The sequence below is a fragment of the Aeromicrobium yanjiei genome (assembly GCF_009649075.1).
GTDB lineage: Bacteria > Actinomycetota > Actinomycetes > Propionibacteriales > Nocardioidaceae > Aeromicrobium > Aeromicrobium yanjiei.
Window position 1 is genome coordinate 3529925 of record NZ_CP045737.1, and the last position, 20968, is coordinate 3550892.

Consider the following 20968-nt stretch of genomic DNA (forward strand, 5'->3'; position numbering starts at 1 on the left):
AGGGGGACATGTGCGAGCGTTGCCCCATGAGGATCCGCTGGTTGCCGTGGCGGCTGCGCGTCGTGGCAGTCACCCTGCCCGCCGCTGCGGCGATGTTTGCGGCGGTCGCGCTCGCCCCGGGGCCGGAGGACGCCGAGCCGATGTCCGTCGCGCCAGCCGCCGAGACGAGCTGCCTGCCGGTCGGTCCCCTCACCTCGGTCAAGGACCTCAATCGGCTCGCGACGAAGGTCCGCGGTGGTTCGGAGTTCCAGGGCGCGGACGTCGGCGCGGACGTGACGCTGCAGGACGGCCGCCGGCTCTGGGTCTTCGGCGACACGTTGAGGGCCCGGGACTTCGAGGGGCAGCGGTTCGTCCGCAACTCGATGCTGCTGTTCCGGGACGGCTGCGCGGACGTCGTCCTGCCTGCCGACCACGGCGCGCTGATCCCCGACCGCAAGGACGGCGTCGGCTACTGGCCGATGTCGGTGGCCAAGGTCGAGCGTCCCGGTTACGACCTGGTCGGTGTCGCGGCCCAGCGCGTACGCGGGGCGTCGGCACCGGACGGCGCGCTCGCGTTCGAGAACCTCGGCCCGGCGATCGCGGTGTTCATCGTGCCGGCCGGGAAGACGCCCCAGCTGATCCGGGTCCGCGACATCGGCCGTGACCTCGCGGGGACCACGCGACCGACGTGGGGCGCGGCGTCGGCGGTGCAGGACGGCTGGGTCTACCTGTACGGCACGGCCAACGACGGATCGGCGTTCGGCTACTCGCTGCAGGTGGCGCGGATCCGCCCGGACGACATCCTCGAGCCGTCCCGGCTGCGCTACTGGGACGGCAGTCGCTGGCAGCGCGACGCGTCACGGGCGGCGGTGCTCATCCCGGCCCAGGGTGGGGTGTCGCAGACGTTGAGCGTCTTCGAGCAGGACGGCCGGTGGTACGCGGTGAGCAAGCGGGACGAGTTCCTCGGGACCGATCTCGTGGTGTGGTCGGCGCCCGGCCCGACCGGACCGTTCGTCGCGGGGCCGACGGTCGCGCGGATCCCGTCCGACGAGCGGTCGGGGACACTGCGCTACATGCCGCTTGCGCACCCGGACCTGCTCCCCGAGAAGGGCACGGTCGTGGTCTCGTACAGCCAGAACAACGCCGACGTCGCCCGCGTCGACGACAACCCGTTCCTCTACCGGCCCCGCTTCCTGCGCGTCACCCTCCCCACCCCCTGACCGACCTCCCGTCGCAAAGTTCGCCGACGAGTCACGTACGGACAGTGAGGAGTCACGTACGGATCCCGCCAGTGACTCCTCAGCCACCGTGCGCGACTCGTCAGCGTCCGTGCGTGACTCGTCAGCGTCCGTGCGCGACTCGTCGGCGACCGTGCGTGACTCGTCGGCGGGGGGTCAGACGAGGCGGCGGACGATGCCCAAGGGTGCGTGCTTCATGACCTGGCCGATCGGCGCCCACGGCCATCCCGGCACCGCGGCGTCGACGACCTCGGCCTCGATCTTCTTGACCAGCGCGCGGCAGCCCGTCTCGGTGTCGACCATCATGCGGGTCTCCTGCTGCACGCCCTCGTTCATCTCCGAGGCGATGTAGCCGGGGTAGAGCGTCGTGACCTTGATGTCCAGACCCTTGCGCCCGATGAGATCGGACCGGATGCCCTCCGCGATCATCGCGATGCCGGCCTTCGTCGCGGCGTACGTCGTCATGGACGACGGCATCCCGCGCATCGCCGACATCGACGAGATCACGACGAGGTGGCCGGACTTGCGCTCGTAGAAGTGCTCCATGGCCGCCTCGCACTGCGCGAGCGCCGCGATGAAGTTGGTCTCGGCCGTCTCCTTGTTCGCCGCGAACTTGCCCGTGCCGATGCGCCCGCCCTTGCCGAGGCCCGCGTTGACGATCACCCGGTCCAGGCCGCCGAGATCGCTGATCGCCTGCTTGAACACGGCGAAGACCTGGTCGTGGTCGTTGACGTCGAGCGCGTGCACCACGACCTCGATCCCCGGGTGCGCCGCGATCAGCTCGTCGCGCAGGGCCTCGAGGCGGTCGACGCGCCGGGCGGTCAGCGCGAGGTGGTGCCCCTTCGCGGCCAGGATGCGGGCCATCCCGGCTCCCAGACCCGAGCTCGCGCCGGTGATGAGAACGTTCGTGCGCATGTCAGTCGCCCTTCGACATCTTGGTGGAGGCCTTGGCCATCATCCGGTAGTAGAGCGGACGCGCAAATCGCTTCGCGGCGTACGCGATCCGCCCGTCCCGGTCGGTCAGGATGAGGTGACGATCCTTCTCGACGCCCCCGAGCACCTCACCGGCGATGTCGTCGGCGCTGACCCGCGACCGGTCGATGAGCTTGGCGGCCATCTTCTGCGACGCCTCGTCCTTGCCGCGCAGCGACTCGGTCAGGTTGGTGCGGAAGAACGTCGGGCACACCACCGAGACGTTGACGCCGTACGGCTTGAGCTCGTGCAGCAGGGTCTCGCTCAGCGCCACGACGCCGGCCTTGACCGCGTTGTACTCGCTCATGCGCGGCGGGTGGATCAGCCCCGCGGCGGATGCCGTGTTGACGATGTGCCCGCTGCCCTGCTGCTTCAGCATCGGGGTGAACGTCCGGCAGCCGCGCGCCACGCCGAGCAGGTTGATGTCGACAATCCACTGCCACTGGTCCATCTCGGACAGCTCGATGCGTCCGCCGGCCGCGACGCCGGCGTTGTTGAACAGCAGGTCCAGCCCGTCCCACTCCTCGACGACCCACTCGTAGGCCGTGGACCAGTCGACGTCTTGCGTGACGTCCAGCCGCCGGTACGTCACGCCGGTCAGGCCGCGCAGCGACTCCGGGGCCTCGGTGTGGACGTCGGTCGCGAGGACGCGGCAGTCGCGCTCGATGAGCCGGTGGACCAGGGCCAGGCCCAGACCGGACGCGGCGCCCGTGATGAGGACGCGAGACTGCGGGAGGATCTGCATGGTTCAGATACTAGTGGTATTTGGGCGAGATCGGATTGGGCTTCGCCCCGAGGTCGGGTTGTCGACTCGGCTCGCCACGCCTCGCTGCTGGCGGCTTCGCCGCGAACGCTCACGCTGCGCTGGCGCGCTTCGACGTTCGGGCGCGGAGCGCCCTCAGTCTCAGCGGAACGTGACCATGTCCTTCGGGAGGTGGCCGTGCTCGTTGAACGCCAGCAGCCGTCGACCCGTCTGCCCGACGATCACCGTCGTCACGCTCGCGTTGATCACGACGTCGTTGAGACTCTGGAACAGGGAGTCGTCGCCGGCCAGCAGGTGCGAGACGACCAGCGCGATCGGCCCGCCCGACGTGAACACCGCGACCCGCTGCCCGGAGCCGGCCTGCTCGACGACCCGCTCGAACGCGTCCATCACCCGGCCGCGGAAGTCCTCGTACGTCTCACCGGCGCCCGGTGCCCCCGCACGCCACGCTGCGAGCGCGTCGTTGAGCGAGGCCTGGAACGCCTTGGGATCGGCCGCGAGCGCCGCGGGGTCGTGGGCCCGGGTGAGCGCGAGGTGGTCGAACTCGTCCCAGCCGGGGTCCACGTCGTAGCCGTCGCCCTGGCCGCTCGCGTCGATCGTGGAGATCGCGGTCTGCGCGTGCCGCTTCATCCCGCCGGCGACGGCCGACGTGGGCGCCCAGCCCGACGCCTCCCACGACATGCCGAGCGCTGCCGACTGCTCGGACCCGAGCTCGGACAGCTGGTCGTAGTCGGCTGCGCCCCAGGAGGCCTGACCGTGACGGATGAGGTGGATGGAGCCCATGCCCGGGAGCCTATCGGGGCCGAGATCAGGTCCTGTTGGCGAACACCCTCATCGTCAGCGGGCCGAAGACCGCGACTAGCGCCGCCGACATGACCAGCACCGCGACGATCGCACCGCCGTCCGGATCGCCATCCATCAGGCTGCGGGCCGCGTCGACGAGCACCGTGACGGGGTTGACCTTCACGACGCTCTCGAGCACGTCCGGCATGGTCGACGGGGAGACGAAGACGTTGCTGAGGAACGTGAGCGGGAACAGCACCATCATGCTGACCCCCATGACCGCGTTGGGCGTCCGCAGCTTGAACCCGAGCAGGATCCAGATCCAGCTGAGGCTGAAGCAGAACACCAGCAGCAGGGCGATCGCGGCCACGACACCGACCACACCGCCGTCCGGCCGGTAGCCGAGGAGCAGGGTCACGGCGATGATGATCGAGGACGCCATCGTGTAGCGCAGGGTGTCACCCAGCAGCGACCCCACCAGCAGGGATGGCCGCCACACCGGCAACGAACGTATCCGGTCGAAGACCCCCTTCTCGATGTCGTTGTTGATCGTCATCGCGGTGTACATCGTGATCATCACGACGGTCTGCACGAGGATGCCCGGCGCGAGGTACGGCAGGTAGTCCTGCGGCGAGCCCGCGATCGCACCGCCGAAGATGAACGTGAACATCAGCGTGAACATGATCGGGAACATCGTGACGTCGAACAGCTGCTCTGGGACGTGCTTGATCTTGAGCAGCGCCCGCCACCCGAACGTCAGGGACGAGGAGAGCGCGGACGCCGGCTCCGGCCGGGGACCCTCGCCGAGCGCGGCGACGACCTTGGCGTCCAGGCCTGCCGTCCCCGTCGTCATGCCGTCACCTTGTCGTCGTCGCGCACGTGCTCGCCGGTGAGCGCCAGGAACACCTCGTCGAGGCTCGGCTGGCCGAGTGAGAACTCCGTGGTCGCGATGCCGTGGTCGCGCAGCCGCGCGAGGACCGCGGGTACGCCTGCGGGATCCGACACCCGCATCGATATCGCGGCCGGGTCCCTGCCGCGGTCCGCCTCCCCACCCAGCGTCGTCTCGAGCAGCCGCAGCGCTTCGTCCCGCAGCGCTGGGTCCGCGACGCGTACGTGCAGCGCGCCGCTGCCGACCGAGGCCTTGAGCTCACCGGTGGTGCCCTCGGCGATGACCCTGCCGCGATCGATCACCGCGATGCGGTCGGCGAGCTGATCGGCCTCGTCGAGGTACTGCGTCGTCAGCAGGATCGTCGTGCCCGCCGAGACGAGCGCCCGCACGATGTCCCAGACCTGGTTGCGGCTGCGGGGGTCCAGGCCCGTGGTGGGCTCGTCGAGGAACATGAGCTCGGGTCGGACCACGATGCTCCCCGCGATGTCGATGCGTCGCCGCATGCCGCCGGAGTACTTCTTGACCTGGCGGCCCGCGGCCTCGGTCAGATCGAAAGCGTCCAGCAGGTCCGCCGCTCGCTCGCGCGCCTGCGCCCAGCCGAAGCCGTAGAGCCGGCCGAGCATCACGAGATTCTCTGTCCCGGTGAGGTCCTCGTCGAGCGACGCGAACTGTCCGGTCATGGCGACCTTCGCCCGGACGGTGGCCGCCTCGGCGACGATGTCGTGGCCCAGCACGACCGCCGATCCGCCGGTCGGTCTCAGCAATGTCGCGAGCATCCGGATCGTCGTCGTCTTGCCGGCGCCGTTGGGTCCGAGCACCCCGTAGACGCCTCCACTCGGCACACGCAGGTCGACCCCGTCGACCGCGTGCGTGTCCCCGAACGTCCGGGCCAGTGCGCTGGTCTCGATCGCATAGCTGGTCATCGCACTCCTCTCGATCCCGCCATCATCGCATCTATTCCTATTAGGAAGAAGGGGTTGGACGAAAGAAGACCCGGCCACCGTGGTGGCCGGGTCTCCTGTGAGCTGCTCAGCGAGCGAGGATCACGCGGGGGGCATGAGGACGCTGTCGATCAGGTAGACCGTCGCGTTGGCGGTCTTGACGCCACCGCAGATGACCTTGGCGTTGCCCTCGCCGACCGTGATCTCGTCGCCCGAGCCCTTGACGGTCAGGTCGGCGCCGTTGACGGTCTTGAAGGTGCCGTCGATGTCGGCAGGAGCGATCTGGCCGGGGATCACGTGGTACGTCAGGATGCCGGACAGCGTGGCGCCGCCCTTCTCCTCCGAGACCGTCTTGACGCCCTCGTCGCCGAGCTGCTTGAACAGCGCGTCGAACGCGGTGTCGACCGGTGCGAAGACCGTGAACTCGTCACCGTTGAGGGTGTCGACCAGGTCGACGTCGGGGTTGATCTGGCCCGAGACGGCCTGGGTGAGGGTCTTGAGGAGCGGGTTGTTGCTGGCGGCCGTGGCGACCGGGTCCTGCGACATGCCGCTGACCGAGCCCGCGCCGTCCGGCACGGTCTTGGCGTAGTCGGCGCAGCCGGCACCGACCAGGTCGGCGGCCGGATCGGCGGCCGCGGTCGACTCCTCGGGAGCGGCGGACGTGGACTCGTCAGACGAGGCCGAGTCGCCCTCGCTGTCGCTCGAGCCGCACGCGGCCGTGAAGAGGGACAGGGAGGCGACCGCCGCGACGGCGAAGCTCTTGGTGGAAGTACGCATTTCGGTTCTCCTTGTGGGGTTGGGAATCGTGCAGTCCTACTCGACGCGGAACTGGACGCTGTGCCAGCCGGTCGTCCCGTTCGGGCGGATGGGTGCCCGGTCGGAAGTCTGTGTGTCGCCGTCCTTGGTGGTGGCGCGGATCGTGAGCTGGTGGTTGCCGGGGGTGGCGTCGTCCCACTGGTAGCTCCACTGCCGCCAGGTCTCGGCGTTGTCCTCGGCGCCGAGCGTCGCCTCGACCCAGTCGCCCTCGTCGATGCTCACCTCGACCTTCTCGATGCCGACGGTCTGCGCCCACGCGACGCCGCCGAAGCGGGCCTTGTCCTGGGGGAAGGCCTGGAACGAGCGCGGCACGTCGATGCGCGAGGAGAACTTGATGGGCGCGAGCGCGGTGTAGTCGCGCGTCGTCCAGTAGCCCTTGAAGTCCGCGAACCGGGTGACCTCGATGTCGGTGAGCCACTTGGTCGCCGACACGAAGCCGTACAGACCGGGGATCACGAGGCGAGCGGGAAAGCCGTGCGCCAGCGGCAACGGTTCACCGTTCATCCCGATCGCGACCATCGCGTTGCGGTCGTCGGTGACGGTCTCGAGGGGGCTGCCGGCCGTCCACCGGTCCGCGCTCGTGGACTTGATGGCGTCCGCCCCGTCCTGCACGCCGGCCATGCTCAGCAGGGTCGCGGTGCGCACGCCGAGCCAGAGGGCGTTGCCGACGTACGGTCCGCCGACCTCGTTGGAGACGCACGTGAGGGTGACCCGGTGCTCCTCGAGCGCCATGCCCATGAGGTCGCGGTAGGACAGGTTCAGCTCGCGGTCGACCATGCCGTGGATGCGCAGGTTCCAGCCCTCGGCCGGTACGTCGGGGATCCGCAGCGCGGTGTCGACCCGGTAGAAGTCACGGTTCGGGGTGAGGTAGTCGCTCACGCCACTCACCCCGACCTCGACACCGGACGGCACCGGAGTCGCGGCCTTCGTCGCACCCGGCAGCCGGATCCCGGCCCGTGACGCGGCCGCGGCGGCGTCACCGAACAGCCGGCCGACGACACCGCCGGCGAGCGCCAGCGCGGTGATGCCCAGCGAGGCCTTGAGGAATCCGCGGCGGCCGAGTCCCAGAGGGTGCGCATCGGCGGCCCGCTCCCGCTCGCGCAGGTTGCCGAGCAGCAGGACCAGGGCGCCGAGGCTGACGACGGCGGTCAGGACCGAGGGCACGAGGGTCAGGGCGCGGCTCGCGGTCGTGGTCCGGTCGATCGCGGCGCACACCACGGCGACGGCCCCGATCAGCGCGACGAGGACGACAGCGACGGTGGGGCGACGGCGGCCGACGATCCCCGCGACGACCGCGAGGAGGGCGAGCGTCGCCACGACGCCACCGATCAGCACGGGCTTGTCAGCGGTGCCGAACTGCCGGACCGCGAACTCCTTGAGGAACGGCGGCGCGTAGTCGATCGCGCGGTTGCCCACCGACTCGATCGGCGAGGGCACTCCCTGCAGCAGGGCCGCGACAGCCGTGCCGACGGCGACACCCGAGGCGGCGGCCAGGAAGCCGGCAAGGGCTCCGGCCCACCAGGGCGCTGCTGCGCGGGACGCTGTCGTTGTGCTCACACCCCGTGTTCGACACCCCCGGCGACAGGGATGGGTGGGCGGCCGAAAAAGCTCGGTGTCCAACTCGTGAGTAACCACGATCCGCTTCTAAGGTGAGGCGATGACCGCGCAGACCGGAGTGTCCTTCCCCTCAGAGAGCTCGTCGTCCGCGGCGCGCACCGTGCTGTCCGACGCCCTCCGCAAGGCCGACCCAGTCGGGGCGCGGGCGGTCGAGGGTGAGACCAGCTGGCGCCGCAACTATCTCTCGCACTTCCGGCGGGCGGTCGAGGCCGGGATCGGCGAGCCCCCGGCGGCGCACTCGATCGCCGCGGAGGGGCTGCGCAGCGCGCACGACCTGATGCGCTTCGGCGACGTCGCGCTCGACGAGGCCATCGGCGGCACCGCGCTCACCCAGGCCTTCCACACCCGCACGATCCGCGGGAGCGCGGAGCCCGAGACCGAGCTGTCGATCCCCTACCGCGGCGAGCGGCTCACGGGCCGGGCCCTGCACGACCAGCTCGACACCTGGGTCGCGGACGGCGTCATCACGCCCTCGTGCGCGACGGCCGTGAAGACCGTCCAGGACAATCCCGACTGGCTGCGCCTCGAGGGCGACACCGTGGTCGTGCTGGGCGCGGGCGCCGAGATGGGTCCCTACCGGGCGCTCCTGCGCTGGGGCGCCGAGGTGGTCGCGGTCGACCTGCCCCGCTCCGACGTCCAGGCACGCATCCGCGACCTGGCCCAGGACTCCGCAGGCACCGCCCACGTCCCGGCCCGCATCGTCACCAACGGCGACGACGACTCCGGCGCCGACCTCCTGACCGAGCTGCCCGCCGTCGCGCACTGGCTCGACGGGATCCAGGGCCGGCTCGTGCTCGGCAACTACTGCTACGCCGACGGCGCGACCCACGTCCGCGTGTCCATGGCCGCCGACGCCCTCGCGGAGCACCTGACGCGCGAGCGGCCCGACACCGCCCTGGCCTTCCTCGCGACGCCGACCGACACGTTCGCGGTGCCGGCCGAGGACGTCGAGCGGTCCAATGCGGCGTACGCGCGACGCGGCGCCACCCGGCTGATCCGGACCCCGCTGCGCGCGGTCAGCGGCGGCCGGCTCCTCCAGCGCAACTACGCGCCGGGGGCCGATCCGGGGCTGTGCGACGCGATCGTCCCGCAGCAGGGCCCCAACTACGCGCTCGCGAAGCGGCTGCAGCGCTGGCGGGCCACCACCGCGCGCCAGGCCGGCACGACCGTGTCGCTCAACGTCGCACCGGCCACCCGCACCCGCTCGGTGGTCAAGAACAAGGCGCTCGCCGCGGCGTACGCGGGCGCCCACCGCTTCGGGGTCGAGATCTTCGACCCCGCGACGAGCAACGTCCTGATGGCGGCCCTCCTGGCGTACGACCTGCGCTCAGGTGCGGCCCCCCAGCGGGAGCCGTGGCAGGACGAGGCCGTCAACGCGGCCCACGGGGGACTGTGGACCGCGGCGTACGACCCGCGCAGCGCCCTCGGCCTGGCCGCGGTCCTCGGCATCGGCGCGCTGCGCGGGTAGGGCAGCTCAGTCGACGAAGCGGACCGCGTCCTCGATCGGTGCCCGGCGTGACGTGAACCGGGCGGTGGGGTGGTCGGGATCGGGTCGCCCGAAGGAGATGCCGCACACGACCCGTCGGTCGTCGGGCAGGTCGAGGACCTCCCGCACCGCGGGCGCGACCTGAGCGATCGCGGCCTGCGCACACGTCCCGAGCCCCAGCGCCTCGGCCGCGAGCATGAACGAGTTCACGTAGAGCCCGCAGTCGATCGCGCCGTAGACCCCGAGATCGGCGTCCGTCGTGATGATCGCGACGTGGGGGGCGCCGAAGAACTCGAAGTTGCGCAGCATCTGCATCGCGGAGCCCTCGCGGTCGCCCCGCTCGACGCCGACGGCCTCGTACAGCTGCCAGCCGACCTCCTTGCGCCGCTCGTTGTAGACGCCCGTGTAGGAGTCCGGGAACGGGAAGTCCGAGGGTGCGGGCTGGCCGAAGGTCGCCATGACGTTCTCGACCGCGGCCTTCGACAGTGCCTCGCGGGCCTCGCCCGAGACGATGTGCACGCCCCACGGCTGCGTGTTGCACCACGACGCGGTGTGCTGGGCGGTGGTCAGGACGCTCTCGATCGTCTCGCGGGGCACCGGCTCGGGGAGGTAGCCCCGGCAGCTGCGCCGAGCGGTCAGCAGACGGTCGACGACCGCGAAGTCGTCCGCTGCGGCGCTCATCGGCCCACGAACTTCGGTGCGCGCTTGGTCATGAACGCGGTCGCGCCCTCGGCGAAGTCCTCGGTGCCGAACAGCTGCACCTGCAGATCGCGCTCCCGGTCCAGGACGGCGTCGAGGTCACCGAGGGTCGCGGCCGTGATCGCCTCCTTGGTCGCCCGGAACGCCACGCCGGCGCCGTTCGCGAGCCGATGCACGATCGCTTCGACCTCGGTCTCGAGGTCGTCGTCCGGGACGCAGGCGTGGATCAGCCCGGCCGCCGCAGCGTCCGTCGCGGGCAGCCGCTCACCCAGCAGCGCCATCGCGGTGGCCCGCGCCCGGCCGATCGACGCTGCGACGATCGCGGTCGAGCCGCCGTCGGGCATCAGGCCGATGTTGGTGAAGGGCAGCAGGAAGTACGCCGACTGCGCGGCCACCGTGATGTCGGCGGCGAGCGAGATCGAGCAGCCGAAGCCGGCCGCGGGCCCGTTCACCGCAGCCACGACCGGCACCGGGCACGCCGTGACGGCGCGGACCAACCGGTTCGCGACGTCCATCGGCTCGGTGCCGCTGAGCGTGCCGTCGAGACGGGCGCCGGTCGAGAACGCCCGGCCGGCCCCGGTCATGACGACCACACGGATCGTGTCGTCGAGCGCTTCCAGCGCGGCAGAGACGGTGTCGAGCATCTCGCCGGTCAGGCCGTTGAGGCGGTCGGGATCGTTCCAGGTGATCCTCAGGACGCCCTCGGCGCTGTGGACCAGCACGGGTTCAGACATGTGTTCCTCTTCCCACTCGGTCACCACAGGCTAGGGGACCCCTGGCCATCGTGACAGTGGTGGTGGCACTATCGGGCCATGTCCCTTGCAGGCAAGACGATCATCATGTCCGGCGGCAGTCGTGGAATCGGCGAGGCCATCGCGGTGCGGGCGGCCCGCGACGGCGCCAACGTCGCACTGCTGGCCAAGACCACCGAGCCGCACCCGGCGCTCCCCGGCACGATCCACACCGCCGCTGCCGCGATCGAGGAGGCGGGCGGGCACGCCCTGCCCCTGGTCGGCGACATCCGGGACGACGCCTTCGTCCTCGACGCGGTGGCCCGGACCGCCGAGGCGTTCGGCGGGATCGACATCGTGGTCAACAACGCCTCGGCGATCGACCTGTCGAGCACCGAGGACATCTCGATGAAGAAGTACGACCTGATGAACGACATCAACTCGCGCGGCTCGTTCCTGCTCGCCAAGTCGTGCATCGAGCACCTCAAGGCCGCCGACAACCCGCACATCCTGACCCTGTCGCCCCCGATCACGCTGGACCCGAAGTGGTTCAGCACGGCCACGGCGTACACGATCGCGAAGTTCGGCATGAGCCTGGTGACGCTCGGGCTCAGCGAGGAGCTGAGGTCGTACGGCATCGCGGCCAACTCCCTGTGGCCGCGTACCGCGATCGACACCGCCGCGGTGCGCAACGTCGTCGGTCCCGGGCTCGTGTCGCACTCCCGCAAGCCCACGATCATGGCCGATGCCGCGTACGAGATCCTCAACCGGCCGAGCCGTGACTTCACCGGCCAGTTCGTGATCGACGACGACGTCCTGGAGGAGGCCGGCGTCACCGACTTCTCGGTCTATCTCAACGGCGGCGACGAGTCCGACCTGGCGCTGGACTTCTGGGTCGAGGGCAAGGGCCCGCACAACCCGGAGCTGTCCCTGCACTGAGCCGCCCACCCGTACGGGCTAGTCCATTCGGATGATCTTGGCCTGTCCGTCACCAAATGCACGCGAATGTCCTGTCCGCCTCGTAACGTCGTCGGGGAGGGAAGGAAGCAGTCGATGAGCGTGTACCTGTTCGACATGGGCGGTCAGCCGATCGCCTTTCGGCGCACCTGGACCGATCCGTTCGTGTTCGACCTCGACGGGCACTGGATCGGCTGGTTCCCGTGGGACGACAACGACGCGGTCGACATCGACGGGCACTACCTCGGCACGGTCGTCGACGACCGGCTCGTGCGCCGCAACGACTGGTATCAGCGGCCCTGCACGGGCACGGCAGCCGATCCCGGACGCGGCGAGCGCACCGGCCGCCCGCCCGAGCCGCACCACTTCCACAACTGCTTCGCCTACCAGGACATCCGCGTCCGGCACCACGCCTGATCAGACGTCGTTGATCTGCGTCTCCGCGGTCGCGCCGAGCGCGAGCGTGCGGCTGACGGTGCACAGACGCTCCTCGGCCTTGCGGATCGCATCGGGCAGCAGCGCACGTGCCGCCTCGCCGCCCTCCCCCTCGGGGAACGCCACGTCGAACGTCATCCGGATGTCGACCAGGTGGCTGCCCTGCTCGTCGCGCACCTTGTCCGCGCGGGTGTGCACCTCGAACGTCGTCGCCTCCGCCCGCCGCGACACCAGGGGGTCGACCGTGATCGCTGTGCACCCGGCCAGCGCCACGAGCAGCAGCTCGACCGGGGTGAAGTCGGCCGTCGACCCGTCCCCGATCTCCAGGGTCGTGCCGCGCACGTTGGTCGCTCGATAACGGGACGGCCCGGTGCGGGCCAGCTCGACGCTGCGTTCGGTGTCGTCGCTCATGGGTGGACCTCCGTGGGTGTCTGGCCGAGACGCTCGAGGGCCCGCTCGTGCAGGCGTACGACCTCACGTCGCAGATCGGCGCGCTCGACCGCAGGCTCCGTCCACGGCACAGTGACGGACACGGTGCGGCCGCGGACCTGCGCGTCCCACGTGCCCCCGGCACCGTCGAGCCCGGTCATGGTGGCGGCGCTCGCCTCGGGCTCGGCGTACGCCCGGACGATCGTGAGGCTGTCCTCTGTGTGGTCCTCGTTCATGTGCCGGAGCACGGCCCGGACCACCTCGGCGGGAAATGTCGTCATGCCTCGACGGTAGCCCGTGGAACTGGGGGTGCGGCAGGGGTCCGTGTCCCGAACACTGGGGGCATGCCCCCCACCCGAAGCCTCGTCACCGGCGCCACCGGCTACGTCGGGGGCCGACTGGTCCCCCAGCTGCTCGACGCCGACCACACGGTCCGGGTGCTGGTCCGCGACGAGCGCAAGGCCCGGTCGCACGCGTGGTCCGACGACGTCGAGATCGCGGTCGGCGACGCGACGAAGGACGAGGACGTCCGGGCGGCGATGCAGGACGTCGACGTCCTGTACTACCTGCTCCACTCGATCGGCACCGGTGGCGACTTCGGTGCGACCGAGAAGGACATGGCGCAGCGCTTCGCCGCGGAGGCCGAGCGCGCCGGGGTGAGCCGCATCGTCTACCTCGGCGGGATGATCCCCGAGGGCGAGGAGCTGTCGGAGCACCTGAACTCACGCGGGGAGGTCGGCGACGTGCTGCTCGCCTCGGGTGTCCCCACGACCGTTCTCCAGGCCGGTGTCGTCATCGGATCGGGCTCGGCGTCGTTCGAGATGCTCCGCTACCTGACCGAGCGGCTGCCCGTGATGGTCACCCCGACGTGGGTCAGCACGCGCATCCAGCCGATCGCGGTGCGCGACGTCCTGCGCTATCTCGTCGGCGCGGCAGACATGCCGTCCGACGTCAGCCGGCGCTTCGACATCGGCGGCCCGGAGGTGCTGACGTACCTCGACCTGATGCAGCGGTTCGCGGCGATCTCCGGGCTCCCGCGTCGGCGCGTCCTCAAGGTGCCGGTGCTCTCGCCGGGCCTGTCGAGCCACTGGATCGGCCTGATCACCCCCGTCCCCGCGAGCCTCGCGCGACCGCTGGTCGAGTCCTTGCGCAACACGGTCGTCGCGGGCGAGACCGACATCAAGACGTACGTCCCGGACCCGCCCGAGGGCCTGATCGCCTTCGACCGCTCGGTCGAGCTGGCCCTCACCAAGGTCCAGGACCTGGACGTGCCGACAAGCTGGTCGTCCGCCGCCACCGCGGGCGCACCGGCCGAGGGCCTGCCGACCGATCCCGACTGGGCCGGCGGCTCGCTCTACAAGGACGAGCGGACCCGCGAGGTCCACGCGTTACCCGAGAGCCTGTGGCAGGTCGTGGAGGGCATCGGGGGCCGCAACGGCTGGTACTCGTGGCGCCTCGCGTGGTGGGTGCGCGGGGTGCTGGACCGGATGGTCGGCGGTCCGGGCCTGCGTCGCGGCCGGCGCAACCCGCGCCACCTCGCTGTCGGCGACGCGGTCGACTTCTGGCGGGTCGAGGAGACCGACGGCCACTCGTTCCTGCGGCTGCGCGCCGAGATGCGGCTGCCGGGCCTGGCCTGGCTGGAGATGCAGGTCGGCTCGACCGAGGGCGGGACCACGACCTTCCACCACCGCGCCCTGTTCCATCCCAAGGGACTGCTCGGACATCTCTACTGGTGGTCGGTCTGGCCGTTCCACGGAATAGTCTTCGGCTCGATGCAGCGTAATATCGCGGAGGCCGCAGAAGCGCTCGAGCAGTGAGGACCGACATGACGATGAGCCCCGGACGGGCCGGCAGCCAGGCGCAGCACAGCACCTGGCTCAAGCGGGGGGCCCGGGTGGGACTGGTCGCCTTCGGCGTCGTGCACCTGCTCATCGCCTGGATCGCGCTGCAGGTCGCGTGGTCGGGAGGCGGCAACGCCAGCAGCGGCGGAGCGCTCAAGACCCTGGCCGACCAGCCGCTCGGCCGCACGATCTTGTGGGTCCTCGCCCTCGGTCTCGTCGCCCTGGCCGTGTGGCAGATCGCCACCGCCATCTGGGGCTTCCAGACCGAGGACGACCCCAAGCGGCTGTGGAAGCGCGGGGTCGCCGGCGGTCGTGCAGTCGTCTACGGCGCGGTCGCCTTCTCCGCGGGCAAGATCGCCGTCGGCTCCGGCGGCTCGTCCGGCAATGACTCCAAGCAGGAGGACGTCACCGCCCAGCTGCTCTCCGCGCCTGCCGGACGTGTGCTGGTCGCGGCGGTCTGTCTCGCGATCCTGGCCGTGGCCGCGAGCCAGGTGCGCCGGGGTCTCGCGGAGAAGTTCACGCACGACCTCGAGCCCGCGGCGACGAGCGGTGACTCCGGCCGCATGGTCATGGTGCTCGGCAAGGTCGGCTACGTCGCGAAGGGCATCTCGCTCGGCATCGTCGGTCTGCTGTTCGGCTGGGCGGCGCTGTCGTACGACCCCGACAAGGCCGGCGGGCTGGACGATGCGCTGAAGACGGTGCGCGACCAGCCGTTCGGCCCCTACCTGCTCTCGGCCGTCGCCGTCGGCCTCGCGGCGTTCGGCCTGTTCTGCTTCGCGTGGGCGAAGCACGCCAAGACCCGCTGACCACCGGGCCGCGCCGCTCACCCGGCTCTCGCGGTTGCGCCATCGAGGCGCCAGTCACAGGATGAGCGCATGCACCTGTTCCGGATGAAGTCGGTCGAACGCTCGATCGCCGAGACCGACGAGCCGGAGCACCGGCTCAAGAAGGAGCTCTCCGCCTGGGACCTCACGGTCTTCGGTGTGGGCGTCATGGTCGGCACGGGAATCTTCGTGCTGACCGGCGAGCAGGCGTACGTCAACGCCGGCCCGGCGATCGTCATCTCCTTCATCCTCGCCGGCATCACCTGCGGGTTGGCGGCCCTGTGCTATGCCGAGTTCGCCTCGACGGTGCCGGTGGCCGGCAGCGCCTACACGTTCTCCTACGCGACGCTGGGCGAGCTGGTGGCCTGGATCATCGGCTGGGACCTCGTGCTGGAGCTGGCCCTGGGCGCGGCGGTCGTCGCGCGCGGCTGGTCGGCGTACCTGCAGTCGCTGTTCGACCTGCCCACCTGGCTGGCGGGCGACGAGGCGATACCCGACTTCGGGGCGATCGCGATCGTCCTGGCGCTGACGGCGGTCGGCGTTCTCGGCACCAAGCTGTCCGGGCGCATCACCTCGATCCTGGTCGTCGTGAAGGTCGCGGTCGTGACCTTCGTGATCGTGGCCGGGCTGTTCTTCATCAAGGCCTCCAACTACAAGCCGTTCATCCCCGACTCCAAGCCCGCGCCCGAGGCGTCGGGGCTGGACTCGACGCTGCTGCAGACGGTGTTCGGCGTCGACCCGACGGTCTTCGGCGTCTACGGCATCATCGCCGCGGCGTCCGTCGTGTTCTTCGCCTACATCGGCTTCGACATCGTCGCGACCTCCGCGGAGGAGACCAAGAACCCGCAGCGGGACGTCCCGCGCGGCATCCTCGGCTCGCTCGCGATCGTCACGGTGCTCTACGCCGCGGTCGCCTTCGTGGTCACCGGCATGCTAAAGTACAGCGACGAGCGGATGAACACCGCCGCCCCCCTCGCCGAGGCGTTCCGGGCCAACGATCTCGGCTGGGCGAGCAAGATCATCTCGGTCGGCGCGGTCGCCGGCCTCACGACCGTCGTGCTGGTCCTCATGCTGGGCCAGGCGCGCGTGCTCTTCGCGATGTCCCGCGACGGTCTCCTGCCCGTCGGTCTCGCGCGGGTGCACCCGCGCTTCGGCACTCCGTACCGCATCACGATCGTCACGGGCCTGTTCGTGGCAGCGCTCGCAGGCTTCGTGCCGCTCTCGGAGCTGTCCAAGCTCGTGAGCATCGGCACCCTGTTCGCCTTCGTCCTGGTGTCGGTCGGCGTCATCATCCTGCGCCGCACCCGCGCGGACCTGCACCGTCCGTTCCGCGTCCCGGGGGTGCCGCTCATCCCGGCACTGTCCGTCGCGGCGTGCCTGTGGCTCATGGTCAACCTGTCGGTCGAGACCTGGATCCGGTTCCTGATCTGGTTGCTGATCGGCTTCGTCGTCTACTTCACGTACGGCTACCGGCGCTCGCGACTCGGTCGTGGTCTGCGCCAGGCGGGTGCCGACGAAGGGGCTGCCCCGCCGGAGTGAGCGGTGGTCTCAGCGCCACTCGTCGGCCAGGAGCGCATAGACGTACTCGTCCTGCCAGCCGCGGTCGCGGTGGAGCGAGTCACTCACGTGGTGGGCCTCGCGCCGCATGCCGAGGCGTTCCATCAGGCGCCACGAGGGCTCGTTGGCGGTGAAGCACGCGGCCAGCACGCGCCGCACGCCCAGCTCGTCGAAACAGATCCGGATCAGCTCACGCACCGCCTCGGTCGCCAGGCCCTGCCCGTGCTGCGCCGGGTCGAACGTCCAGCCGAGCTCGGCCTCGGTCGCGGCGGCGGAGGTCGCCACCTCGCGCTGCCCGTACGCGTCCTTGATCGTGACCAGGAGGTCACCGATCACCTGACCGTCACGCTCCACGATCACGGCGGTGCCGCCGTCCCCGAAGCGATCCGCAAGCGACTCGACGTCGACGGAGGTGCTCGTGATCCACTCCGCGACGTCAGGACGGGATCGGTACGCGAAGATCTCCGGCACGTCGTCGGGAGCGAATCTCCGCAGCACCAGCCGCTGGGTGACGGCGGGCCAGGAAGCGAGGTCGAGGACTGAGGTCACGCGGTCATCGTGACATGCTCAGCGGTGCGCGGTCACGGTGAAGTGGTGGGTCGCCGCCTCGACGATGTCGCCGGGCGAGGTCTCGAGCGTGCCCTCGATCCACGCGGTCACCAGCTCGGCCACGCCACCGATGAACATCGTGGCCGCCAGGCGTCCCTCCTCCTGGCTCCAGGCCTGCGGGCCGTACAGCTCGCGCGCCTCGTGCTGCGCGAGCTCGGCGAACTGGCGCAGGAGACGGGCCCGGTGCGGACGGAGCGCGTCGAGCGACATCGACTCCACGATCGCGACCCGTCCCTTGCGGGGGTCGTCGGTGAGGATCTCGACGAAGGCGCCGATGCCGGCACGCACGCGCTCGGTCGGTCCGCCTGCGGTCTGCTCGACGGCGGCGACCGCCCGCTCGGCGATCTGCGCCGCGATGTCGTCCATCACGGCCTTCAGCGCGTCGTCGAGACCGCTGAAGCACTGGTAGAAGTAGCGCTCGGTCAGCCCGGCCTCGGCACAGATGCGGGTCATCGTGACCGTGGGTCCGCCGTCTCGCCCCCACACCTGAAGGGTCGCCTCGAGCAGCCGCGCCCGTCGGTCCGCATGACGTTGCTCGGCGGTCATCCCGCGGTACTGACCTGCCTTGACTGCCATGCAGAACATATTGACAGAACGCTCTGTCTGAATCAAGATGCCTGTTGTGAGCCAGACCACCCTTGCCCCTCCCCGCCGCCGCGGGCTGCCCTACGTGGGCCGCACGCTGTCGTACGTCCGCGACCCCCTGCAGATGATGCGATCCCAGTACGACGGCTGGGGGCCGGTCTCCGACATCGACTTCGTCGGCAAGCGCTGGACCGTGCTGCTCGGACCCGATGCGTGCGAGGTCGCCCTGCGCAACGCCGACAAGGCGTTCGCCAGCGGTGACGGCTGGGGCTACCTCGTCGGCCCGTTCTTCGATCGCGGGCTGATGCTCCTGGACTTCGAGGAGCACCACCGCCACCGCCGCATCATGCAGTCCGCCTTCACCCGCGACCGCATCGAGGGCTATACCGCCGCGCTGCAGCCGGCCGTCGCGGCAGGCGTCGCGGCGTGGCAGCCCGGGGCGTCGTTCCTCGCCTACCCCGCACTCAAGGAGCTCACGCTCGACCTGGCCACCGAGGTGTTCATGGGCGGTGCCGACCTCGCGACGCCCGACGAGCTCGACCGGGTCAACCAGGCCTTCATCGACTGCGTGCAGTCGGCCACCGCGATGGTGCGGGCGAACGTCCCCGGCACCCGCTGGGGCCGCGCGATCCGGGGCCGGCGGCTGCTCGAGGAGTTCTTCGGTCGCCATCTCGCGACCAAGCGGGCCGCACCGGGCGACGACCTCTTCTCGGTGCTGTGCCATCTCGAGACCGAGGACGGCGAGCGGTTCAGCGACGAGGACGTCGTCAACCACATGATCTTCCTGCTCATGGCAGCCCACGACACCTCGACGATCACGGTGTCGACCGTCATGCAGCAGCTGGGTCAGCATCCGGAGTGGCAGGAGCGTTGCCGCGCCGAGGCGCTCGCCCTCTCCGAGCACCCCACGCTCGCCGAGCTCGACGGCCTGGTCGCGATCGACCAGGTCATGAAGGAGAGCCTGCGTCTCGTGCCACCCGTGCCGGTGCTCGCACGACGGACCGTCAAGGAGACCGAGGTCCTGGGGCACAGCATCCCCGCCGGTCGCCTCGTCGCGGTGATGGTGCACCTGTCCCACCACATGGCAGAGCTGTGGGACGAGCCCGAGCGATTCGACCCCGAGCGGTTCTCCGACGACCGGCGCGAGGACAAGGTGCACCGCTACGCGTGGGAGCCGTTCGGCGGCGGGGTGCACAAGTGCATCGGCATGTTCTTCGCCGGCGCCGAGGTCAAGACGATCCTCGTGCACCTGCTGCGGCAGTTCACCTGGACCGTCGAGCCGAGCTATCGCGCCCCCATGAGCTACACCTCGTTGCCGTTCCCCAAGGACGGCCAGCCCGTCCACCTCACCCGTCGCCCGACCCCCCAGGAGCCGTCATGAACCGATCCCTTCGCCACCAGCTCGTCGTCATCACCGGAGCCGGTCGTGGCATCGGGCGCGCGACCGCGACCCGTTTCGCCGCCGAGGGCGCCCGGGTGGTGATCGGCGACCTCGACGACGACGTGGCGGCCAAGGCCGCGCAGCAGATCGGCCGCGGGGCGGTCGGCCTGACCGTCGACGTCTCGGACCGTGCCTCGTACGCCGCGTTCATCGAGCAGGCGCAGACGCTCGGCCCGGTCGACGTCCTGGTGAACAACGCCGGCATCATGCCGTTGTCGCCCCTGACCGAGGAGTCCGACGAGGCCACCGACCGCATCCTCGACGTCAACCTGCGGGGCGTCATCACCGGCACCAAGCTCGTGATCCCGCAGATGATCGAGCGCGGCCACGGCCACGTCATCAACATCGCGTCCGCGGTGGGCCGCATCGCGGTGGCCAACGGCGCGACGTACAGCGCGAGCAAGTTCGCCGTGGTCGGCTTCTCCGAGGCGATGCGCTCCGAGCTCAAGCCGCACGGGGTCGACGTCTCGTGCATCCTGCCCACCGTGGTCGCGACCGAGCTGGCCGCGGGCGTATCCGCGACCAAGGGCATGCGCGCGGCGCAGCCCGACGACGTCGCGAAGGCCGTGGTCGGCGTCGCGCACCGGCCCCAGTTCGAGACCTGGGTCCCCCGGCACAGCAAGGGCATCTTCTACTCCAGCAACGCCCTGCCTCGCCGGCTCAAGGACACCCTCGGTCACGCGATCGGCGCCGACCGGGCGCTCAGCGACGTGGACGCCGAGGCCCGGGCCGAGTACGAGCGCCGCGCGGCTCGCCCCTAGTCGGGCAGCCGGAGCTCGGCCGCCTCCACCGTCGCGGTCGCGACCGCGTCCAGGAGCCCCTCGACGCTCGTCGCCGCCAGCAGCGACAACTGGTCGTACGCCCCGATGGGCGCGATCGCGGCGAGCTGCCACAGCGCCGCGAGCGGCTCGTCGGCCAGGCCGATCGTGGACGGCCAGCGCTGCTCCTCGAACTCGCTGATGCGCGCCATCGTCACCCGGACGAGCTCCTCGACCTCGTCGAAGCGATCGCGCCACCGCTCGTCCCATTCCAGGGCCGGACGCAGGCGCACGGTGGCGCGGGGATATGGAGCCTCCGGCAGCCACTCGACCACCTCGAAGCGTCGACCGCCCTGCGCCAGGAGGGAGATGAAGCCGTCGCCCTCGCCGACCTCCACGACCTGCGCGACCGTGCCCGTGGCGAACCGGTGCTCGCCGCCGCCGACCTCGTGCCCGCGCTCGATCAGCACGACGCCGAACTCCGCCGGCTCCCGCACCAGGACGTCCTGCAGCATCTGCAGGTAGCGGTCCTCGAAGATGCGCAGCGGAAGCGGCATCGCCGGGAACAGGACGGACCCCAGCGGGAACATGGGCAGCTCGACGAGATCCTCCATCGGA

General features: G+C 70.5%; 23 protein-coding genes. 9 read left to right on the forward strand and 14 right to left on the reverse strand.

Annotated features, from left to right (window positions below):
* Positions 1-26 precede the first annotated feature (26 nt).
* Positions 27-1199: a DUF4185 domain-containing protein gene (locus GEV26_RS17315; RefSeq protein WP_194839908.1), complete on the forward strand. Its 1173-nt coding sequence runs from the start codon at positions 27-29 to the stop codon at positions 1197-1199.
* 174 nt (positions 1200-1373) lie between these two features.
* On the opposite strand, the gene GEV26_RS17320 is transcribed toward GEV26_RS17315, so the two are convergent.
* The 7 genes from GEV26_RS17320 to GEV26_RS17350 form a co-directional block, all read right to left on the reverse strand.
* Positions 1374-2132: an SDR family oxidoreductase gene (locus tag GEV26_RS17320; protein WP_153654798.1), complete on the reverse strand. Its 759-nt coding sequence runs from the start codon at positions 2130-2132 to the stop codon at positions 1374-1376.
* A 1-nt stretch (position 2133) separates the two neighbouring features.
* Positions 2134-2934, reverse strand: coding sequence for an SDR family NAD(P)-dependent oxidoreductase (locus GEV26_RS17325; protein WP_153654799.1), 801 nt, complete (start codon positions 2932-2934; stop codon positions 2134-2136).
* Positions 2935-3093: 159 nt separating this feature from the next.
* Positions 3094-3735, reverse strand: a complete 642-nt coding sequence (locus tag GEV26_RS17330; RefSeq protein ID WP_153654800.1) for a histidine phosphatase family protein — start codon at positions 3733-3735, stop codon at positions 3094-3096.
* A 25-nt stretch (positions 3736-3760) separates the two neighbouring features.
* Positions 3761-4588 (reverse strand): ABC transporter permease, encoded by an 828-nt coding sequence (locus tag GEV26_RS17335; RefSeq protein WP_153654801.1) that lies wholly within the window; start codon positions 4586-4588, stop codon positions 3761-3763.
* The gene (locus GEV26_RS17340; RefSeq protein WP_153654802.1) at positions 4585-5547 is read right to left on the reverse strand and encodes an ATP-binding cassette domain-containing protein; all 963 of its coding nucleotides are present in this window, start codon (positions 5545-5547) and stop codon (positions 4585-4587) included. Before GEV26_RS17340 ends, GEV26_RS17335 begins: the two co-directional genes overlap by 4 nt.
* A gap of 120 nt (positions 5548-5667) precedes the next feature.
* On the reverse strand, positions 5668-6342 hold the full coding sequence (locus GEV26_RS17345) for a fasciclin domain-containing protein (RefSeq protein WP_153654803.1): 675 nt from the start codon (positions 6340-6342) through the stop codon (positions 5668-5670).
* A gap of 36 nt (positions 6343-6378) precedes the next feature.
* Positions 6379-7938, reverse strand: a complete 1560-nt coding sequence (locus tag GEV26_RS17350; RefSeq protein ID WP_153654804.1) for a molybdopterin-dependent oxidoreductase — start codon at positions 7936-7938, stop codon at positions 6379-6381.
* Between the two features lie 100 nt (positions 7939-8038).
* Between GEV26_RS17350 and GEV26_RS17355 the strand changes: the two genes are divergently transcribed.
* The gene (locus GEV26_RS17355; RefSeq protein WP_153654805.1) at positions 8039-9466 is read left to right on the forward strand and encodes a hypothetical protein; all 1428 of its coding nucleotides are present in this window, start codon (positions 8039-8041) and stop codon (positions 9464-9466) included.
* Positions 9467-9472: 6 nt separating this feature from the next.
* On the opposite strand, the gene GEV26_RS17360 is transcribed toward GEV26_RS17355, so the two are convergent.
* Both GEV26_RS17360 and GEV26_RS17365 read right to left on the reverse strand, forming a co-directional pair.
* Complete coding sequence (locus GEV26_RS17360) at positions 9473-10165, reverse strand: nitroreductase (RefSeq protein WP_153654806.1); 693 nt, start codon at positions 10163-10165, stop codon at positions 9473-9475.
* A complete protein-coding gene (locus GEV26_RS17365) occupies positions 10162-10917 on the reverse strand; it encodes an enoyl-CoA hydratase (protein WP_153654807.1) in 756 nt (251 codons plus the stop codon). The genes GEV26_RS17360 and GEV26_RS17365 overlap by 4 nt, the downstream gene beginning before the upstream one ends.
* A gap of 78 nt (positions 10918-10995) precedes the next feature.
* Between GEV26_RS17365 and GEV26_RS17370 the strand changes: the two genes are divergently transcribed.
* Together GEV26_RS17370 and GEV26_RS17375 are read left to right on the forward strand one after the other, a co-directional pair.
* Positions 10996-11853 carry an SDR family oxidoreductase gene (locus GEV26_RS17370; RefSeq protein ID WP_153654808.1) on the forward strand — a complete coding sequence of 286 codons (858 nt, stop codon included), beginning with the start codon at positions 10996-10998 and terminating at the stop codon, positions 11851-11853.
* A gap of 114 nt (positions 11854-11967) precedes the next feature.
* Positions 11968-12288 carry a hypothetical protein gene (locus GEV26_RS17375; protein ID WP_153654809.1) on the forward strand — a complete coding sequence of 107 codons (321 nt, stop codon included), beginning with the start codon at positions 11968-11970 and terminating at the stop codon, positions 12286-12288.
* On the opposite strand, the gene GEV26_RS17380 is transcribed toward GEV26_RS17375, so the two are convergent.
* Positions 12289-12717, reverse strand: coding sequence for an OsmC family protein (locus GEV26_RS17380; protein WP_153654810.1), 429 nt, complete (start codon positions 12715-12717; stop codon positions 12289-12291).
* Positions 12714-13016 carry a DUF2470 domain-containing protein gene (locus GEV26_RS17385; RefSeq protein ID WP_153654811.1) on the reverse strand — a complete coding sequence of 101 codons (303 nt, stop codon included), beginning with the start codon at positions 13014-13016 and terminating at the stop codon, positions 12714-12716. Before GEV26_RS17385 ends, GEV26_RS17380 begins: the two co-directional genes overlap by 4 nt.
* 63 nt (positions 13017-13079) lie before the next feature.
* On the opposite strand from GEV26_RS17385, the gene GEV26_RS17390 reads away from it, so the two are divergent.
* The 3 genes from GEV26_RS17390 (at position 13080) to GEV26_RS17400 (ending at position 16939) form a co-directional block, all read left to right on the forward strand.
* A complete protein-coding gene (locus tag GEV26_RS17390) occupies positions 13080-14552 on the forward strand; it encodes an SDR family oxidoreductase (RefSeq protein ID WP_153654812.1) in 1473 nt (490 codons plus the stop codon).
* Between the two features lie 8 nt (positions 14553-14560).
* A complete protein-coding gene (locus GEV26_RS17395) occupies positions 14561-15382 on the forward strand; it encodes a DUF1206 domain-containing protein (RefSeq protein ID WP_153654813.1) in 822 nt (273 codons plus the stop codon).
* A 69-nt stretch (positions 15383-15451) separates the two neighbouring features.
* On the forward strand, positions 15452-16939 hold the full coding sequence (locus GEV26_RS17400; RefSeq protein ID WP_153654814.1) for an amino acid permease: 1488 nt from the start codon (positions 15452-15454) through the stop codon (positions 16937-16939).
* 9 nt (positions 16940-16948) lie between these two features.
* Here the strand turns inward: GEV26_RS17400 and GEV26_RS17405 are convergent, their stop codons facing one another.
* Together GEV26_RS17405 and GEV26_RS17410 are read right to left on the reverse strand one after the other, a co-directional pair.
* Complete coding sequence (locus GEV26_RS17405) at positions 16949-17506, reverse strand: GNAT family N-acetyltransferase (protein WP_153654815.1); 558 nt, start codon at positions 17504-17506, stop codon at positions 16949-16951.
* Positions 17507-17524: 18 nt separating this feature from the next.
* Positions 17525-18142, reverse strand: coding sequence for a TetR/AcrR family transcriptional regulator (locus tag GEV26_RS17410; protein WP_153654816.1), 618 nt, complete (start codon positions 18140-18142; stop codon positions 17525-17527).
* A 37-nt stretch (positions 18143-18179) separates the two neighbouring features.
* On the opposite strand from GEV26_RS17410, the gene GEV26_RS17415 reads away from it, so the two are divergent.
* Both GEV26_RS17415 and GEV26_RS17420 read left to right on the forward strand, forming a co-directional pair.
* Positions 18180-19532 carry a cytochrome P450 gene (locus GEV26_RS17415; RefSeq protein WP_153654817.1) on the forward strand — a complete coding sequence of 451 codons (1353 nt, stop codon included), beginning with the start codon at positions 18180-18182 and terminating at the stop codon, positions 19530-19532.
* A complete protein-coding gene (locus tag GEV26_RS17420; RefSeq protein WP_153654818.1) occupies positions 19529-20353 on the forward strand; it encodes an SDR family oxidoreductase in 825 nt (274 codons plus the stop codon). Before GEV26_RS17415 ends, GEV26_RS17420 begins: the two co-directional genes overlap by 4 nt.
* Here the strand turns inward: GEV26_RS17420 and GEV26_RS17425 are convergent.
* The gene (locus tag GEV26_RS17425; protein ID WP_153654819.1) at positions 20350-20964 is read right to left on the reverse strand and encodes an LON peptidase substrate-binding domain-containing protein; all 615 of its coding nucleotides are present in this window, start codon (positions 20962-20964) and stop codon (positions 20350-20352) included. The genes GEV26_RS17420 and GEV26_RS17425 overlap by 4 nt on opposite strands.
* Positions 20965-20968: the final 4 nt, after the last annotated feature.

Excerpts from the sequence above, each read along its gene's own strand:
- GEV26_RS17395 (WP_153654813.1), top strand. The coding sequence starts at position 14,561 with ATGACGATGAGCCCCGGACGGGCCGGCAGCCAGGCGCAGCACAGCACC.
- GEV26_RS17340 (WP_153654802.1), bottom strand. The coding sequence starts at position 5,547 with ATGACCAGCTATGCGATCGAGACCAGCGCACTGGCCCGGACGTTCGGG.
- GEV26_RS17380 (WP_153654810.1), bottom strand. The coding sequence starts at position 12,717 with ATGAGCGACGACACCGAACGCAGCGTCGAGCTGGCCCGCACCGGGCCG.
- GEV26_RS17410 (WP_153654816.1), bottom strand. The coding sequence starts at position 18,142 with ATGGCAGTCAAGGCAGGTCAGTACCGCGGGATGACCGCCGAGCAACGT.
- GEV26_RS17385 (WP_153654811.1), bottom strand. The coding sequence starts at position 13,016 with ATGACGACATTTCCCGCCGAGGTGGTCCGGGCCGTGCTCCGGCACATG.
- GEV26_RS17325 (WP_153654799.1), bottom strand. The coding sequence starts at position 2,934 with ATGCAGATCCTCCCGCAGTCTCGCGTCCTCATCACGGGCGCCGCGTCC.
- GEV26_RS17320 (WP_153654798.1), bottom strand. The coding sequence starts at position 2,132 with ATGCGCACGAACGTTCTCATCACCGGCGCGAGCTCGGGTCTGGGAGCC.
- GEV26_RS17375 (WP_153654809.1), top strand. The coding sequence starts at position 11,968 with ATGAGCGTGTACCTGTTCGACATGGGCGGTCAGCCGATCGCCTTTCGG.
- GEV26_RS17355 (WP_153654805.1), top strand. The coding sequence starts at position 8,039 with ATGACCGCGCAGACCGGAGTGTCCTTCCCCTCAGAGAGCTCGTCGTCC.
- GEV26_RS17390 (WP_153654812.1), top strand. The coding sequence starts at position 13,080 with ATGCCCCCCACCCGAAGCCTCGTCACCGGCGCCACCGGCTACGTCGGG.
- GEV26_RS17420 (WP_153654818.1), top strand. The coding sequence starts at position 19,529 with ATGAACCGATCCCTTCGCCACCAGCTCGTCGTCATCACCGGAGCCGGT.
- GEV26_RS17415 (WP_153654817.1), top strand. The coding sequence starts at position 18,180 with ATGCCTGTTGTGAGCCAGACCACCCTTGCCCCTCCCCGCCGCCGCGGG.
- GEV26_RS17400 (WP_153654814.1), top strand. The coding sequence starts at position 15,452 with ATGCACCTGTTCCGGATGAAGTCGGTCGAACGCTCGATCGCCGAGACC.
- GEV26_RS17335 (WP_153654801.1), bottom strand. The coding sequence starts at position 4,588 with ATGACGACGGGGACGGCAGGCCTGGACGCCAAGGTCGTCGCCGCGCTC.
- GEV26_RS17330 (WP_153654800.1), bottom strand. The coding sequence starts at position 3,735 with ATGGGCTCCATCCACCTCATCCGTCACGGTCAGGCCTCCTGGGGCGCA.
- GEV26_RS17370 (WP_153654808.1), top strand. The coding sequence starts at position 10,996 with ATGTCCCTTGCAGGCAAGACGATCATCATGTCCGGCGGCAGTCGTGGA.
- GEV26_RS17360 (WP_153654806.1), bottom strand. The coding sequence starts at position 10,165 with ATGAGCGCCGCAGCGGACGACTTCGCGGTCGTCGACCGTCTGCTGACC.
- GEV26_RS17315 (WP_194839908.1), top strand. The coding sequence starts at position 27 with ATGAGGATCCGCTGGTTGCCGTGGCGGCTGCGCGTCGTGGCAGTCACC.
- GEV26_RS17345 (WP_153654803.1), bottom strand. The coding sequence starts at position 6,342 with ATGCGTACTTCCACCAAGAGCTTCGCCGTCGCGGCGGTCGCCTCCCTG.
- GEV26_RS17365 (WP_153654807.1), bottom strand. The coding sequence starts at position 10,917 with ATGTCTGAACCCGTGCTGGTCCACAGCGCCGAGGGCGTCCTGAGGATC.
- GEV26_RS17425 (WP_153654819.1), bottom strand. The coding sequence starts at position 20,964 with ATGGAGGATCTCGTCGAGCTGCCCATGTTCCCGCTGGGGTCCGTCCTG.